The sequence below is a fragment of the Caulobacter sp. 10L414 genome, from assembly GCF_056395525.1.
Window position 1 is genome coordinate 120,718 of the sequence record NZ_JBFTJR010000001.1, and the last position, 14,236, is coordinate 134,953.

Below are 14,236 nucleotides of genomic sequence, written 5' to 3' on the forward strand. Positions count from 1 at the left end.
TCAGGGCGGGGCCGGCGCCACGCCGGTCGTTGGCGGCGGTGAGGGCCAGGCGTCGTATCCATAGGCGTAGGTTTCGAGCCGCTTGGTGGGCAGATAGGGTTCTCGATACTTGTTCTGGCGTCCCTGCTCGGAGATCAGGTGCAGGTGCTTTCTGGCCCTGGAGCCGATGACGTACAGGAGCTTGGTGGCGCTGGCTTGCCCCTCCGGATCGCTGAAATGAGGGACCATATCCTCGAGCAGGCAGTAGGCGATCACCGTGTCGAACTCCAAGCCCTTGACCCCATGGATCGAGGAGACGGTGATGCCGGATCGCTCGGAGAACACCTTCTGAAAAGCGCTCAATTCCGACAGGCCCTCGCCGCCCTCCTTGACCAACAGCTTCAGCCGGGCCGTCGAAGCGTCGAAGAACGCGACGTGGTGGTCTTTGATAGTGTCGTAGTCGTCGATCGACAGACCCAGCACGTCCAGTAAGGCGTCGAAAAACAGGCGCAGATAGGTCAAGCCATCCAGCTCGTTCAGGCGGATGCCGTTGCAGAGTCTGAGGAAGTCTCGCCGCGACAGGTGTTCGACGGGCGCGCCGGCGTTGATCAGTTCGCGCAGCACCTCGCCAGCCCAGCGCAGCCGGCGGACAAACAGCGCCGGGTGGGGTTTGGTCAGGACGATCCGGCTGACCTTGTACCAGAAATTGTCCGGGCTTCGGGCGAAGGGAATGGCGCCGGGTCCGTTGAACTCGTACTCTGGCAAGGCCGCGATCAGGGCCCGGGTCATTGTCGCGAGCTTGGCCCATTGCGGCGCCACGACGCAGACCTCGTGCGGTGCGATCTTTTCGACCTCGATGCTACGCCGGATCAGCCGCACCAGTTCGGCCTCCAGGTCCTTCTGGTGGGTCTCTGTGTCGTAGGTGATGAGGCTGGCGAAGTCCCGATGCTCGCCGGCCGCCTCGATGGTGGCCGTCAGCTCGTTGAAGTGTCCGAAGTACTCAACGATCCGCCGCGAGGAGCGGTAGTTTCGCGACAGGTCCTTCTCCACCAGGGCTACGCTGGCCAGGGTGGCGAAGTCGGCGACCGCCATGGCGTGGCCGCCAAGCGAGGCCAGGATCGCCTGGTTGGGGTCGCCGACGATGAAGGCGCGGGTCTCGCCTCCGCCGGCCTTCAGGATCGCGGCCAGAATGCCGTACTGGATCTCTTTGGTGTCCTGGTACTCGTCGACCAGGATACAGGTGAAGATCCGGCTGAGGATCTTGGCGACGGCGTCGCCACGCTTGATGAGCTGATAGGAGAACTTCAGCATCATCTCGAAATCGATCTGGCGATCGGCCTGCAGTCGAGCCCGATACTGCTTGAGGATGGTCTCCACATGCGGGGCCAGTGTGGCGTCCCGGCATTGGAAGATTGTCGAGCTGGTCGTGACATAGTGGTCGCATTCCCACCGCGACAGGCCCGGGACCTTGCTGGCCGCGCACAGCTCGTCGAGCAGCGCGTCGCGCGCTTGGGGGTCGATCACCCGAAATCCATTGCGCAGCGAAGGATGGTAGATCCCGTAGGGCTTGAGGATCCATTCCAGACAGAAGGCGTGGATTGTTCCGATCCAAAGTCGTGAGCTGTCCACGCCCAGGCCGTCGATCCGGTCCTGGATCTCTTCGGCGGCGCGATGAGTGTAGGTGATGGCCATCACGCGCTGCTGGGGGGAGGTCAGGAGGGAGAGTTCGCGGGCGATCCGATAGGTGAGGGTGCGGGTCTTGCCGCTACCGGGGCAGGCGGTGAGAAAAACGCTGCCGGGCTCCATCACGGCGGCGGCCTGCTCGGCGTTGAGGTCATCTTCTGCCCAGACGAACATGGTCAGAGCCTGCTTAGAATTTCCGCGAGCGTCCCTTCCGGGTAGTTCGCAAGTAGGCTGGCCTTCAGCGCATCCAGATCGATCTCGCCGGTGCGGTACTTTTCCACCTCCACGCCCAGCATCAGGATATCGAGCTCGTCCGCGCCGTTGGCTTGCAAGGCCGCGAGTCGATGGTCGATGATCGCCGCGATCGTCGGCGCCGACAGCGGCGCATGGACCTTCAGCAGTGCATCTAGGATGTAGCCTGGCACGATGGTGTCGGCCGTGATCAGTCGGCCCAGCATCACCGCGAACCAGCCCTTGCCGGCCTTGTTGGCCAGGAACAGCACCTGGGGGCCGTACTCATCGAGTTTGCCTGACGCCAGGCGCGCGATGGCCGCGTCGCGATAGGCCTTCTGCACGTAGAGTTCAGGCACGACGTCCACGACGGTCTGGACGTTGCCTGCCTTGATGAAGTCGACCTCGAAGGTGTGATCAGCGAAGTGGCAGCTGACCAGCGGGTTGGCCGCCTCCATGGCCGTCAGGCGCTCGTGACGGTCCGCTCCGGCCTTGGCCGAGCGCTCGGCGACGCCCTTGTCGGTGATTGTCTCTTTGGTGTCGCCCTCATGGACCGTGATGTCGATGGTTGGCGCATCCAAGTCGGTGATGATCGCGCAGCGTTTGCGGATGCGGTCGGCGTGGAAGAGGACCGAGATGTTTTCGAAGCCGGTGCTGCGGATGTTGATCAGGCTGACGCCCATCTCGTCGAGGCTGATCCCGAGCACCTGTTTGACCAGGATAGGGATGAGGATTTCCTCGGCGTCGCCTTCCACGAGGATCACACTCTTGGCGAAGAGTAGGTTGGATCGCACCGCGTCGAGGTAGCGTTCGAGCGCACCGATCTGGTCGGTATCGAGACCGACCGAGGGCTGATAGGCCTCGCAGCTGGCTCCCGACCGCGCCAGGATATTGATGCTGTCGACCTTGCTGACCTCGGAGATGTGGGTCGAGTGGGTCGAATAGATGATCTGGGTCTCGTCGTACTTCAGTCGCTCGAACAGGGTCTTCTGAATGTGGGTGTGGATGTGGGCTTCCGGCTCCTCGATCAGCAGGATGTTGGCGCAGGCCTGCTTGCCCTTCTGGTATTTGAACTCCAGGAGCTTGAGAGTGAGGTAGATCAGGTTGGCGCCGCCCAGGCTGAGATCCTGGACGCCGCCCTCGTGGCCGTCGTCGGCCTCGCCGACAAAGAGTTTCAGGGACTGGAACAGGCGGTCGGCCTCGGTCGGCAGTTCCGAACGGATCGAGAGCTTGGTGGGCGAGTAGGTCACCCCCGCAGCGTCGGAAATCGTCTCGCGGATGTTCCTGCGGACCTCCTGAACGTCGTCGAGGTCGGAGATCTTGCCGTTGAGCTGATCAACCAGGGCCGTGATGGGGTCCATGGTCGCGGCGCTGATCTTGCCGCTTTTGCTCCGCAGCAGCCCCAGGAGCGGATTAGTGCGGTTGTTGCGGAACTCCTCGACCACGTCGCGCAGGGCCTGGATGTACGTGAAGCAGACGTGGTCGTAGATCGTCATCGCCCCCTGGATCCGGAAGCCCAGGCCAGGCGGCTCCAGTTCGGCTGGAAAATGGACGGCGCTGAAATCCCCCACCAGGGCCGTGTAGGCGGCCGGATCGGTGAAGTCGGCCGTGCTCTTGCCGAATAGCGCTGTCTCATAGTCGTCGATGGTCATCTCGGCGCGGATCGCGTCCAGCCCAGCGACGTCACCGGCCGCCAGTTTGGAAAGCTGGACGCGGCGTGGCGCTTTGGGCCGACAGACGAGGGTGTAGCTGGCCCGATCGACGGCGCCGCCCGCGGCGGCGTCACCGGCGCCGTGGAGGAACATGGCCTGTACCGCCTCGTCGTCCGAGACGTCGGCGAAGTCCAAGCTAATGATGATCCAATGGCCCTGCCAATCGGGGCCTAGGCCCCGATGAAAGTCGTCGCGGGTCATGCGGCTGGCCGACCAGGAAAGGTTGCCGTCGAGCAGCAGGCGAATGGCGCGGAAGAGGTTGGTCTTACCCGAGCCGTTCTCCCCGATGATCGTGTTGACGCCGCCTTTGAACGTCACGCTGGTTCGCGCGAAGTTGCGGTAGTTGACCAGCTGCAGTCTAGAAATGTGCATGTACGCTCGCCACGGCCCAGCTTGATTGGGGCACCTTGGCGGATCGCAACTTCGCCGTGAAGTGGTGGAGGCGATACTCGCTATGGCACGGGCGGGATAGGTGGCGTCTTTGCCTCGCCAATCCGAAGGCGCTGTGACTGAAACGCCTTGCGCCACAGGCTTTTCATGAGAGGGCGACGGTATTTTTCAGATGAGCCTGGCTGACCATTTTGGGGATGCAGAGCGGCAGGCCGGATGGAATGAAATGGGCGCCCGCGCACGCTGTCGGTCTCGAACGCGCCGACTCGGCCGGGTGGGGAGAGTTTGGGGAGGGCTGGAGCGTAGTTCGGGGTGGTTTGGGTGTGTTTTTGTGTAAGTATATAGTGTGGATATATATTAGGCTGTACTTGATGCAAAAATCAAATGGCGCGCTATGGCGGTCGTGTCAAGTTGAGAAATTTCCCATAAAAAACAATGTGATAATATTCCGGCGATTTCGTCGGCGGGATAACAAATGTGTGATTAGAAAATCTCTTTAATTACAGTGTCTTGAGTGATTTGAGTATTATTGAGTGGGAGTAATCAAGGAAGGCGCTTTCAGCGCCTTCTTTTTTTGTCTCCAACCCGGACGCCCGCTTGGCGCATAGCCTCAAAACGCCTTGATTTCAGAGCCGTTATCGGTCGGTGACGGTAAATTGCGCCTGCTCTCCCAGGCTCTAAATGGGGCTTTCGCGCGGGGAGGGTAGTGGTTTTGGAGGGCGATCAGGCGTGGGGCCGGGCGGGCGAGATCGCGTCGGACGACGTCGGCAGGCGGCTTGTTCGTGAAGTAATGGGAGCGTCTCGGTCTGGCGCGGTTACGCCCTAGGCCCAGGCGTGTTCTGGATGTCCCAACCAGAAGGCGAGACGACGCATCCTGTCGTGCGATCTTAGCTTGTATCCTTCGCGACCCGGTCAGTAGTCTGCAGCCCAGAGTCGGGGGAGTGATGGTGGCGCTGTCGCGCAGCGAGATCGAGGCGATGGCGCCGGACCAGAGCGCGCTGAAGGCGGCCGCAGGGCTGCTTAAGCCCGCTAAATGGTCTTCTCGGGGCGCGTCGAGCGGCCTCATCTGGGGTGAGTGCCAGGGCTCCGGAGCAAACCCCTATCGGGTCGCGGCCGATACGATCGATATCGGCAGCAAGTGCACCTGTCCGTCGCGCAAGTTTCCGTGCAAGCACGCTATCGCTCTGATGTGGCTGCATGTCGATGAGCCAGGCGCGTTTGCACCGGCAGAGATCCCCGATTGGGTCAGCGACTGGATGGGGCGGCGGCGCAAGTCGTCCGGAACGGCTCCGCCCACCGCCGCCGCAAGGCCGACGCCGGGCCCCAAGAGCCTGGAGGCTGCGACCGCCGAAGAGGTCGTCGAGGCGCTGGATCCCGCCGCCGAGGCCAAGCGCAAGGCCGCGGCCGAAAGGCGGGCGGCCGATGTCCGGCGGCAGGTCGAGGCGGGGCTGGACGATCTGGAGCTCTGGATCTCCGACCAACTTCGCACCGGTCTGGGCGCGTTCCTCGCCGAGATGGGCGAGCGCTGCCGGCGGATCGCCGCCCGCCTGGTCGACGCCAAGGCGGGGGCCTTGGCCAGCCGGCTGGACGAGACGCCGTCGCGCCTGCTGCAGTTGCCGGCCGAGGAGCGGATCGATGCGGCCATCGTCGAGCTCGGGAAGCTGACGTTGCTGGCTCGGGCCTGGCGCGCTTCGCCCGACGATCCGGAACTGCGGCGCGAGGTGATCGCCACCGAGACCCGCGAGGAGTTGATCGCCGCGCCCGACGCGCCGCGCCACGCCGGGGTGTGGGAGGTGCTTGGAGAGCAGATCGCCACCCGCCGCGACGGTTTGGTCAGCGTCTCGACGTGGCTCCTGAATACAGCTGCGGAGGGGCCGCGCTTCGCCCTGTTGCTCGACTATTTCCCGGCCTCGGCCGGACGGCGCAGCGGCGCCTTCGCGGCCGGCGGCCGTTTCAGCGCTGAGCTGGTGTTCTACCCGGCGCGAGCGCCCCTCAGGGCGCTGATCGTCGAACGTCTGGAGGCCGAGGCCTCGTCGCCGGACGGCCAGACCTGGCCGCAAGCTGCGACCAGCGATCCGCTGGCCTCCTATGCCGAAACCCTGCTGGCCGCGCCCTGGTCGCTGGCCGTGCCGGTGATCCTGCCGCCCGGCCGCATCGCCGAGGACGCCGCGGGGCGACCCTGGTGGCTGGGAGAGGGCGGCGCGCTGCCGCTGGAGGGCGCGGCTCCCGATGTGTCGCTGGGGGCTCGGCTCGACGGCGCAGCGGGTCTCTGGAACGGGGCGAGGCTGACGCTTCTGGCGGCGCGGACCAACTGGGGGCGGGTCGGTTTTGACGCTTGAGCTGGAAGACCATCTCGCACGCATCCGGGGCGCCTGGATGTCGGGCCGTGGGGCGGCGGATTACGCGCCTGCGGAGTGGCGTGACGCTGTGGGGCAGGGCGTGGGCTCGGAAGCCGCCCTGGTCGCCCTGGCCGGCCAGGCGCTGCAGGTGCTGTTCCGGCCGGCCGCGCCGCCTCTGACGCCGCGCGCGCTGCTGCCGACCTTGTCGTCGCCGACGCCGCCGGAGGTGACCCGCGCCCGCATCCGCCGCATTCTCGCGACGCGCCGGACGGAGGAGGGCGGCGCCGCGCCCCTGGTCCGCTTTCTGGCCGCTCGCGGCTATGTCATGCACCCGGCCGACTGGTTGCCGCGCGCGACCGACGACTGGACGCCGGCCGTCTATGCGCCATGGGTGGCCTGGGCGGCTTCGGAAGCCAGGCAGGCTGCCTCGAGCGCCCTTACGGCCGAAAACTGGGGCGACTGGCCCTGGGCCGAGCGGCGGGTCGCCCTGGTCGCCTTGCGCCGGGCCGATCCGGCGGCCGCGCGGGCGCTGATCGCCGCCAAGGCCGGCGGCGAGGCGGCCGAGCGCCGCCTGAAGCTGCTGGAGATCCTGGAAGACAGACTGTCGTCCGACGACGCGTCGGTGCTGGGCGGCTTCGCGGGCGATCGCTCCGAGCGGGTCCAGGCCCTGGTCCGCCGACTGCTGGCGCGGCTGGGGCTGGGGGAAGGCGACGTCGCGTCCGCCCAGGAGCTGGCCGCGATGGTGGAACTGGGCCGCGTCGGCCTGATCAAGCGCCGCAATCAGCTCAAGTTGAAGCCTCTGAAGACCCAGGCGCAGGAGAGCCGCAGGATCAACCTGCTCGGCCAGGTCACCCTGGCCGACCTGGCCAGGGCTCTGGCCGTGGATGAGACGGCCCTGTTGGAAAGCATGCCCGTCGGCGAGCCGTGGGTATTGAACAGCTTCATGACCATGGTCGAGGAGACCGCTTCGCCGGCCGCCTGGCGCGCCTTGTTCGACCTGGCGCTGCAGGAAGCCGACACGCCGGTCGAAATGGTCGCCTTGCTGGCCCGGCGGGCCTCGCCAGAAGAGCGGCGCGCCGCCTTGCCGATCGTCCTGGCGCGGGAGGGCGTCTCGAGCTTCCGGAGCAGTCTCGCGATAGCCGGTGATCTGCTGGGCGAAACGGGCCGCGGGGCTCTGGCGTCGTCGCCCGGCTACAAGGAACTGCTCGCGCTCGTCGCGGCCAGCCTGTCGGAAGATAACCGCATCGCAGCGCAGCCTCTGTCCGTGGGCCTGGCCAATCTTGGCCTGCTGCTGGACCGGATCGCCGCCCAGGCGGTGATCGACGCTTGCGTCGCCGCCGGGCTTTCAGCCGCCGATCCGCGACTTGATCCGCTGCATCTCAACATCGCCCTCGAACCGGAGCGTCAGACTTGACCGATATTCTGCGACTGCCCGCGGAGACGACCTACGCCGCCGAGCTCGAGGCCCTGAAGCGCAAGGACGACGCGCCGACCCCGCGCGGCTGGGCGCTGTCGCCCAAGGCCGTGGTCACCTACCTGATGGGCGGCAAGGCGGCGGACGGCACGCCGATCAGCGCCAAATACGTCGGCGACCGCCGGCTGATCGAGACAGCCGTGGCGACGCTGGCCACCGACCGGGCGCTGCTTCTGCTTGGCGTGCCGGGCACAGCCAAGTCCTGGGTGTCGGAGCATCTGGCGGCGGGGATCTGCGGCGACTCCAGCCTGGTGATCCAGTGCACCGCCGGCACTGACGAGAACCAGATCCGCTATGGCTGGAACTACGCCCAACTGCTGGCGAACGGCCCGTCCCGCGAGGCCCTGGTGCCGACGCCGCTCTATCGCGCGATGGAGGCGGGCAAGCTGTGTCGCCTGGAAGAGCTGACCCGGATGGGGTCGGACGTGCAGGACACGCTGATCACCGTGCTGTCCGAGAAGATGATGCCGATCCCGGAGCTGAACGACGCCGTCTATGCGCGGCGCGGCTTCAATGTGATCGCGACGGCGAACAACCGCGACAAGGGCGTGAACGAGCTGTCCTCGGCGCTCAAGCGCCGCTTCAACGTGGTGGTGCTGCCGCTGCCGGACGACATGGAGGAGGAGATCGCCATCGTCACGCGTCGCGTCGGCGAGATGGCCCTGAGCCTCGATCTGCCCGCGCCCAAGAATGTGGCCGAGGAAGTCGCCCGCGTCGTCTCGATCTTCCGCGAGTTGCGCGGCGGATCCACCATCGACGGCAAGGTGACGCTGAAGACGCCTTCAGGCTCGTTGTCGACCGCCGAGGCGATCGCCGTCACCGTCGGCGGCCTCAGCCAGGCGGCCTATTTCGACGGCGGCAAGCTCAATGCAGAGGGGATGGCGCCCAGCCTGCTCGGCGCCATCGTGAAGGATCCGGTGCAGGACAAGATCGTGCTCGAAGAGTACCTCGAAGCGGTCCTGAAGAAGCGCCCGGACTATGCGGGCTACTATCGCGCGCTGGTCGACCTGGTCTGATCGCGTGGCGGCGGACGTCCATTATTTCGCGATCCGGCACCATGGACCGGGATCGGCGCGCCGGCTTCTCGACGCCCTGGAAGCACTGCGCCCGACAACGGTTCTGATCGAGGGGCCGTCGGACGCGTCGGACCTGCTGCCGATGCTGGCCGACCCGGCCATGGTCCCTCCGGTGGCGCTGCTGGTCTATGCCTCGGACGATCCGGCGCGGGCCGCGTTCTGGCCGTTCGCCGTCTATTCGCCGGAATATCAGGCCGCCTGCTGGGCGGTGCGCAATGGCGCGGCCGTGCGGTTCATCGACGTCCCCGCCGCTTGGGGGTTAGCGTCCCGCGATGAGCCGGCTTCTGAACCGGAGGCTGAACCGAGCGATGCAGCTGAAGCGCCCGTGGGCGAGATCGCCGTGCGGCTGGAACGGGACCCGATCGGACTTCTGGCCGAAGCCGGCGGCTACCAGGACGGTGAAAGCTGGTGGCGGGACGTCATTGAGGAGAGCCCGGCGTCCGACGCCGTCTTCGCCGCCGTCGCCGACGCCATGGCGGCCTTGCGCGACGCCGCGCCGCCCGCCGAGGGGCGTGAGGCCCTGCGCGAGGCGCACATGCGGCTGGAGATCGCCAAGGCCGCCAAGGAGCAGGAAGGGGTGGTGGCCGTCGTCTGCGGCGCCTGGCACGAGCCGGCGCTGAAGGCCAAGGTTCCGCTGTCGCGGGATCGAGACCTGCTGAAGGGCGCGCCAAAGCAGAAGGCAAGCGCCACCTGGGCGCCCTGGACCTCGCCGCGCCTGGCGTTCCAGAGCGGCTACGCCGCCGGGGTCACCGCGCCCGGCTGGTGCGGCCATCTGTGGGAGACGCCGCGCGAGGAGGTGACCGTCCGTTGGCTGGGCCGCATCGTCCAGGCGCTGCGCGAAGCCGGCCACATCGCCTCGACCGCCTCGCTGATCGAGGCCCAGCGCCTGGCGGTCGCCCTGGCGGCGATGCGCGACCGCCCGCATCCCGGCTTCGAGGAACTGCGCGAGGCGGCGATCGCCTGCCTCTGTCATGGCGAGCGGCTGGTCTGGGAGACCATAGCCGCCAAGCTGCTGCTGGGCGACGCCGTCGGCGAGATCTCGCCTGACGTGCCTCTGGCCCCGCTGATCGAAGATCTTCAGCGCGAGCAGCGCCGCACCCGTCTCAAGCCCGAGGCGCTGGAGCGTGAACTGGCCATCGACCTGCGCAGCGAGGGCGGGCTGGATCGTTCGACCCTGCTGCATCGGCTGTCGATCCTGGACGTCCCCTGGGGGCGGCAGGTCGACGCCGGCCGCAGTCGGGGCACATTCCGCGAGCGCTGGCAGCTGCGCTGGGAGCCCGAGTTCGCCGTCCGCCTGGTTGAGAACCTGGTCTACGGCCCGACCCTGGCCCGCGCCGCCGCCGGCCGCCTGACCGCGCATTTCGCCGAGGCGGCGGACCTGCCGGCGCTTTGCGGCCTGACCCTGTCGGCGCTGACGGCCCAACTGCCCGACGCCGCACATGCCGGGGTCGAGCGGATCGAGCATCGCGTGGCCCTGACCAGCGACTGCGGCGAGCTGCTGTCTTCCCTTGCCCCGCTGGGAGACATTGTCCGCTACGGCCAAGCCCGACGCACCGACGCGGTGCAATTGGAGACCCTGTTCGTCCGGATCCTGTCGCAAGGCGCTCTGGCCCTGCCGTACGCGGTCAGAGGGCTGGACGCCGAAGCGGCCAAGCTTCTGCGCTCGGCGCTGCTGGTGGCCGACGTCGCGGCGGTGCTGGCCGAGGCCGACCTGACCGACTGGCGCGGGGCGCTGTCGACGGTGGTCGAGGACGAGCAGGCCGCGCCGCTGCTGGCCGGCGTCGCCGCGCGGTTGCTCTACGAGGCCGGGACGATCATGCCCGAGGCGGCCGCGGACCTGCTTGGCCGCATGCTGTCGCCTGGTCGGGCCGTGGCGGACGCCGCCGGGTTCTTCGAAGGTTTCTTCGACGGTGCCGGCGAGCGGCTGATCTACGACCAGGGCCTGCGGGCGGCGGTCGACGGCTGGATGCAGGGGCTGGAGGGAGAGGATTTCACCGCCTTCCTGCCGCTGTTCCGCCGCGCGCTGGGCAATCTGGACCGTATGCAGCGGCGGCGCTTGCTGGACGCTGTCTTCGGGCGGGGCGGGGCGGGCCTGCAGGGCTGGGCGCGTGCCGCCGACGCCGATGCGATCTGGCCCGCGCATTTCCAGCGCCTGACCGACATCCTGACCGCGAGGCCGGCTCAATGAACGAGGAACGCGAACGCCGCTGGCGGCTGGCCGTCGGCGGCGAGGACGAGGCCTTGCCGGCCGGAGACGATCAGCGGCTCTCCAGCGCCCTGACCATGCTCTATGGAGAGGGGGAGGGGCCCGGCGGCGGCGGCAAGGGGCGAGGCGGCCTGGGTCGGTCGGCGCCGAGCGTCGCCCGCTGGCTGGGCGACATCCGCCAATTCTTCCCGACACCCGTGGTCCAGGTGGTGCAGAGGGACGCCATGGACCGGCTGGGCCTGCAGCAGATGCTGCTCGAGCCCGAACTGCTCGGTGCGGTCGAGGCGGACGTCAATCTCGTCGCCACCCTGGTGAGCCTGCGCAACGTAATGCCGGCCAAGACCAAGGCCATCGCCCGCGAGGTCATCGCCAGAGTCGTCGCCGCGCTGATGGAGCGCCTGGAGCAGAAGACCGCCGAGGCCGTGCGTGGAGCGGTCGATCGTGGCCGCCGTACCGGGCGTCCGCGCTTCTCCGACATCGACTGGCCGCGCACCATCCAGGCCAATCTGCGGCACTATCAACCCGAGCATCGCTCCGTGGTGCCGGAACGACTGATCGGCTTCATGCGGCGTCAGCGCCGGCTGGTGGATCTGGACGAGGTCGTGCTCTGCGTTGACCAGTCCGGCTCGATGGCGCCGTCGGTGGTCTACGCCTCGATCTTCGCCGCCGTCATGGCCTCGCTGCCGACGGTGAAGACCAAGCTGGTCTGCTTCGACACCGCCATCCTGGATTTGACCGAGGATCTGGCCGATCCGGTGGAGGTGCTGTTCGGCGTCCAGTTGGGCGGCGGCACCGACATCAACCAGGCGGTCGGATACTGCGAAAGCCGGATCGAGCGTCCGGCAAAGTCGCACTTGATCCTGATCACTGACCTGTACGAGGGCGGCGACAGCGAGGCGCTGGTCGCCCGACTGGCGCGGCTGGTCGCCTCCGGCGTCAACGTCATCACCCTGCTGGCGCTCAGCGACGAGGGCCGTCCGGCCTACGATCCGCAACTGTCCGGCCGAGTGGCGGCGTTGGGCGTGCCGGTTTTCGCCTGCACACCTGATCAGTTCCCCGACCTGATGGCCGCCGCCCTGAAGCGCGAGGACGTACTGGCCTGGGCCGCCAAGGTGGACATCAAGGCGGTCCGGTCCAGCGACCAGGGATAACGAGATCGGTTCGGACGAAATCGGTTCGTCTCAATGTCTGGATGACAGAGTGATCGCAGAGCCGGAAACTGGCGCGCTTCGACCCCGCCTTCACGTCATTTCGGCCGGCCCATCACTCACGGCTCGTCCTTCGTCTCCTGGCGAGCCAGCTTGGCGGCGCCCCAGGCGACGGCGGGAGGAGGGCTGTCGCCGTGCGCGACGGCCACCAGTTCCAGCGTCTGGACGCCTTGCACCCGCGCGGTGAGGTCGACCGGGGGCTGGCCTCGACGCAGGGGCTTGCTGCGGGCGAGCAGCCGGCCGTCGCCATAGACCAGGAACCGCACCTCGCCGAGCGCCGCTGGCGAGGCGTCGTCGACGCCGACCCTGGCCGAGAAGCGCTTGAACTCGGCTTCGGCGCGCACCTCCAGGCGGGAGTTGGCGAGAAGGCCGATACCGTGCGGAATGGAGCGCCCGGCGACCGTCAGCGGCGTGCGATAGGGCGAGGCGTCGATCTGGGCGCCGCCCGGGCGTCCCGCGGCGTTGGCCGGACCGTCGAAGCCGTCGGCGGGCGGCGCCCAGGTCGGCTCCTGCGCGACGTGGATACGCGCGGGCATTTCTGACAGCAGCACCGAGTCGGCCAAGGCCGTGGCGCGGGTCTCGAACACCAGGGTCTCGTGCGGGCCAAGCGCGAAGCGCTGCTCGCCCTTGAAGGGCGGCAGATCCGCCTTGCTCCAGAGATCGCGCAGGGCGATCGGGACGTCGGCGGCCAGCCGCAGGTGCTGGCTGGTCAGGGTGGCGCCGGCCGGCTTGTCGCCGCGATTGAACAGGGCCACCGCCGTGCGGCCGCCGCTCAGGGTTTTGACCAGGATCTGCACGTCGCCCTCGTGGGCCGCCAGGGCCGCCTGGTTGCCCAGCGGGTCCTGGTTGACGGCGATGAGGTCGGCGTTGCCCCAGATGTCGAGCAAGGACCTGGGCGCGTCGCGCAGGTCATAGCCGATCAGCAGCGGCGCATTGACCATGGCCCACAGCGTGAAGTGGCTTCTGGCCTCGGTCAGGTGGGTCTGGTCGAAATCGCCGGCCCCGATGAACAGCATGTCCGGATCGTTCCAGGCGCCGGGGCGGGCGTAGAGCGTGCGGGTGGCGACGCTGTCGAACGAGCGCAGCATCGAGCTCCACCTGGACCCGATGTCCGGGCTGGTGCGCCAGAGGTTGCCGACCTGGCCGCCCCAGGCGCGCACGTCGCCTCGGCCCCAGGTGCAGATCGAAAAGACGTAGTCGCCGTCGGGGCTGTGCCTGGCGATCGACTGGCCGACCTCGACATAGAGGTCGCGCACGGCCTGCGAGCGGTCCGCCGCCGGATCCTTGCGCACGATCAGCGGGTCGCTCGGGCGATAGCCGTTCTTGGCGACCACGGCGGAGCCCGGGGCGTAGTCGGCCAGGCCGCAGGCGTCGACCTTGACGTAGTCGAATCCCCATTCGCCGAAGAACAGGCCTATGTCCTGGTCGACATGGCCTTCAAGGCCGACCTCGCGTTCCTGCACGGTTCCCACCGGCAGGTTCGGCGATTTCAGGTCCCAGGCCTGCGAGCAGCCGTTGCGGCCGACGTCGGTATAGATGCCGGCCTTGAAACCCATGGCGTGCAGGCGGTCGACGAACGGTTTGAACGAGGCCTCGCCGCCGTCCTTGGGCGTGGCGCTCGGAAACAGCGCCGTGCGGATCTGCAGCCGGCCGTCGGAGGTTCGGCGCTGGAGCCACCAGCCGTCGTCGAGATTGACGTACCTGTAGCCGAGCCTCGCCAGGCCCGTATCGCGCAGGGCCTGGGCCGAGCCCATGACCTTGGCCTCGTCCACCTCGGTGCGGAAGGCGTTCCAGGCGTTCCAGCCCATGGGCGGGGTGGCCGCGGCGCCCATGCGCGGCGCGGTCCAGCGACCGGTCGGTTTCAGGCCGTCCTGGGCGAGGGCCGGGGAGACGGCGAGAAGGCTTGCCGCGGAGGCGATCAGGAGTTTGCGCAGCATG

At 67.7% G+C, this 14,236-nt stretch carries 8 protein-coding genes; 5 read left to right on the forward strand and 3 right to left on the reverse strand.

Annotated features, from left to right (window positions below; genetic code table 11):
* Both AC1DCG_RS00615 and AC1DCG_RS00620 read right to left on the reverse strand, forming a co-directional pair.
* Window positions 1-1,836: a UvrD-helicase domain-containing protein gene (locus AC1DCG_RS00615; protein WP_101715357.1), complete on the reverse strand. Its 1,836-nt coding sequence runs from the start codon at window positions 1,834-1,836 to the stop codon at window positions 1-3.
* Between the two features lie 2 nt (window positions 1,837-1,838).
* Window positions 1,839-3,977, reverse strand: coding sequence for an ATP-dependent nuclease (locus tag AC1DCG_RS00620; protein WP_477028011.1), 2,139 nt, complete (start codon window positions 3,975-3,977; stop codon window positions 1,839-1,841).
* 962 nt (window positions 3,978-4,939) lie between these two features.
* Between AC1DCG_RS00620 and AC1DCG_RS00625 the strand changes: the two genes are divergently transcribed.
* The 5 genes from AC1DCG_RS00625 (at window position 4,940) to AC1DCG_RS00645 (ending at window position 12,241) form a co-directional block, all read left to right on the forward strand.
* On the forward strand, window positions 4,940-6,334 hold the full coding sequence (locus AC1DCG_RS00625) for an SWIM zinc finger family protein (RefSeq protein ID WP_477028012.1): 1,395 nt from the start codon (window positions 4,940-4,942) through the stop codon (window positions 6,332-6,334).
* 100 nt (window positions 6,335-6,434) lie between these two features.
* Window positions 6,435-7,748 (forward strand): DUF5691 domain-containing protein, encoded by a 1,314-nt coding sequence (locus tag AC1DCG_RS00630; protein ID WP_477028013.1) that lies wholly within the window; start codon window positions 6,435-6,437, stop codon window positions 7,746-7,748.
* Window positions 7,745-8,824 (forward strand): ATP-binding protein, encoded by a 1,080-nt coding sequence (locus AC1DCG_RS00635; RefSeq protein ID WP_477028014.1) that lies wholly within the window; start codon window positions 7,745-7,747, stop codon window positions 8,822-8,824. Before AC1DCG_RS00630 ends, AC1DCG_RS00635 begins: the two co-directional genes overlap by 4 nt.
* Window positions 8,787-11,072 (forward strand): DUF5682 family protein, encoded by a 2,286-nt coding sequence (locus tag AC1DCG_RS00640; protein ID WP_477028015.1) that lies wholly within the window; start codon window positions 8,787-8,789, stop codon window positions 11,070-11,072. Before AC1DCG_RS00635 ends, AC1DCG_RS00640 begins: the two co-directional genes overlap by 38 nt.
* Window positions 11,069-12,241 carry a VWA domain-containing protein gene (locus tag AC1DCG_RS00645; RefSeq protein WP_477036476.1) on the forward strand — a complete coding sequence of 391 codons (1,173 nt, stop codon included), beginning with the start codon at window positions 11,069-11,071 and terminating at the stop codon, window positions 12,239-12,241. Before AC1DCG_RS00640 ends, AC1DCG_RS00645 begins: the two co-directional genes overlap by 4 nt.
* A gap of 116 nt (window positions 12,242-12,357) precedes the next feature.
* Here the strand turns inward: AC1DCG_RS00645 and AC1DCG_RS00650 are convergent, their stop codons facing one another.
* Window positions 12,358-14,235 carry an NPCBM/NEW2 domain-containing protein gene (locus AC1DCG_RS00650; protein ID WP_477036477.1) on the reverse strand — a complete coding sequence of 626 codons (1,878 nt, stop codon included), beginning with the start codon at window positions 14,233-14,235 and terminating at the stop codon, window positions 12,358-12,360.
* Window position 14,236: the final 1 nt, after the last annotated feature.

Excerpts from the sequence above, each read along its gene's own strand:
- AC1DCG_RS00640 (WP_477028015.1), top strand. The coding sequence starts at position 8,787 with ATGCGGGCTACTATCGCGCGCTGGTCGACCTGGTCTGATCGCGTGGCG.
- AC1DCG_RS00615 (WP_101715357.1), bottom strand. The coding sequence starts at position 1,836 with ATGTTCGTCTGGGCAGAAGATGACCTCAACGCCGAGCAGGCCGCCGCC.
- AC1DCG_RS00625 (WP_477028012.1), top strand. The coding sequence starts at position 4,940 with ATGGTGGCGCTGTCGCGCAGCGAGATCGAGGCGATGGCGCCGGACCAG.
- AC1DCG_RS00645 (WP_477036476.1), top strand. The coding sequence starts at position 11,069 with ATGAACGAGGAACGCGAACGCCGCTGGCGGCTGGCCGTCGGCGGCGAG.
- AC1DCG_RS00620 (WP_477028011.1), bottom strand. The coding sequence starts at position 3,977 with ATGCACATTTCTAGACTGCAGCTGGTCAACTACCGCAACTTCGCGCGA.
- AC1DCG_RS00650 (WP_477036477.1), bottom strand. The coding sequence starts at position 14,235 with ATGCTGCGCAAACTCCTGATCGCCTCCGCGGCAAGCCTTCTCGCCGTC.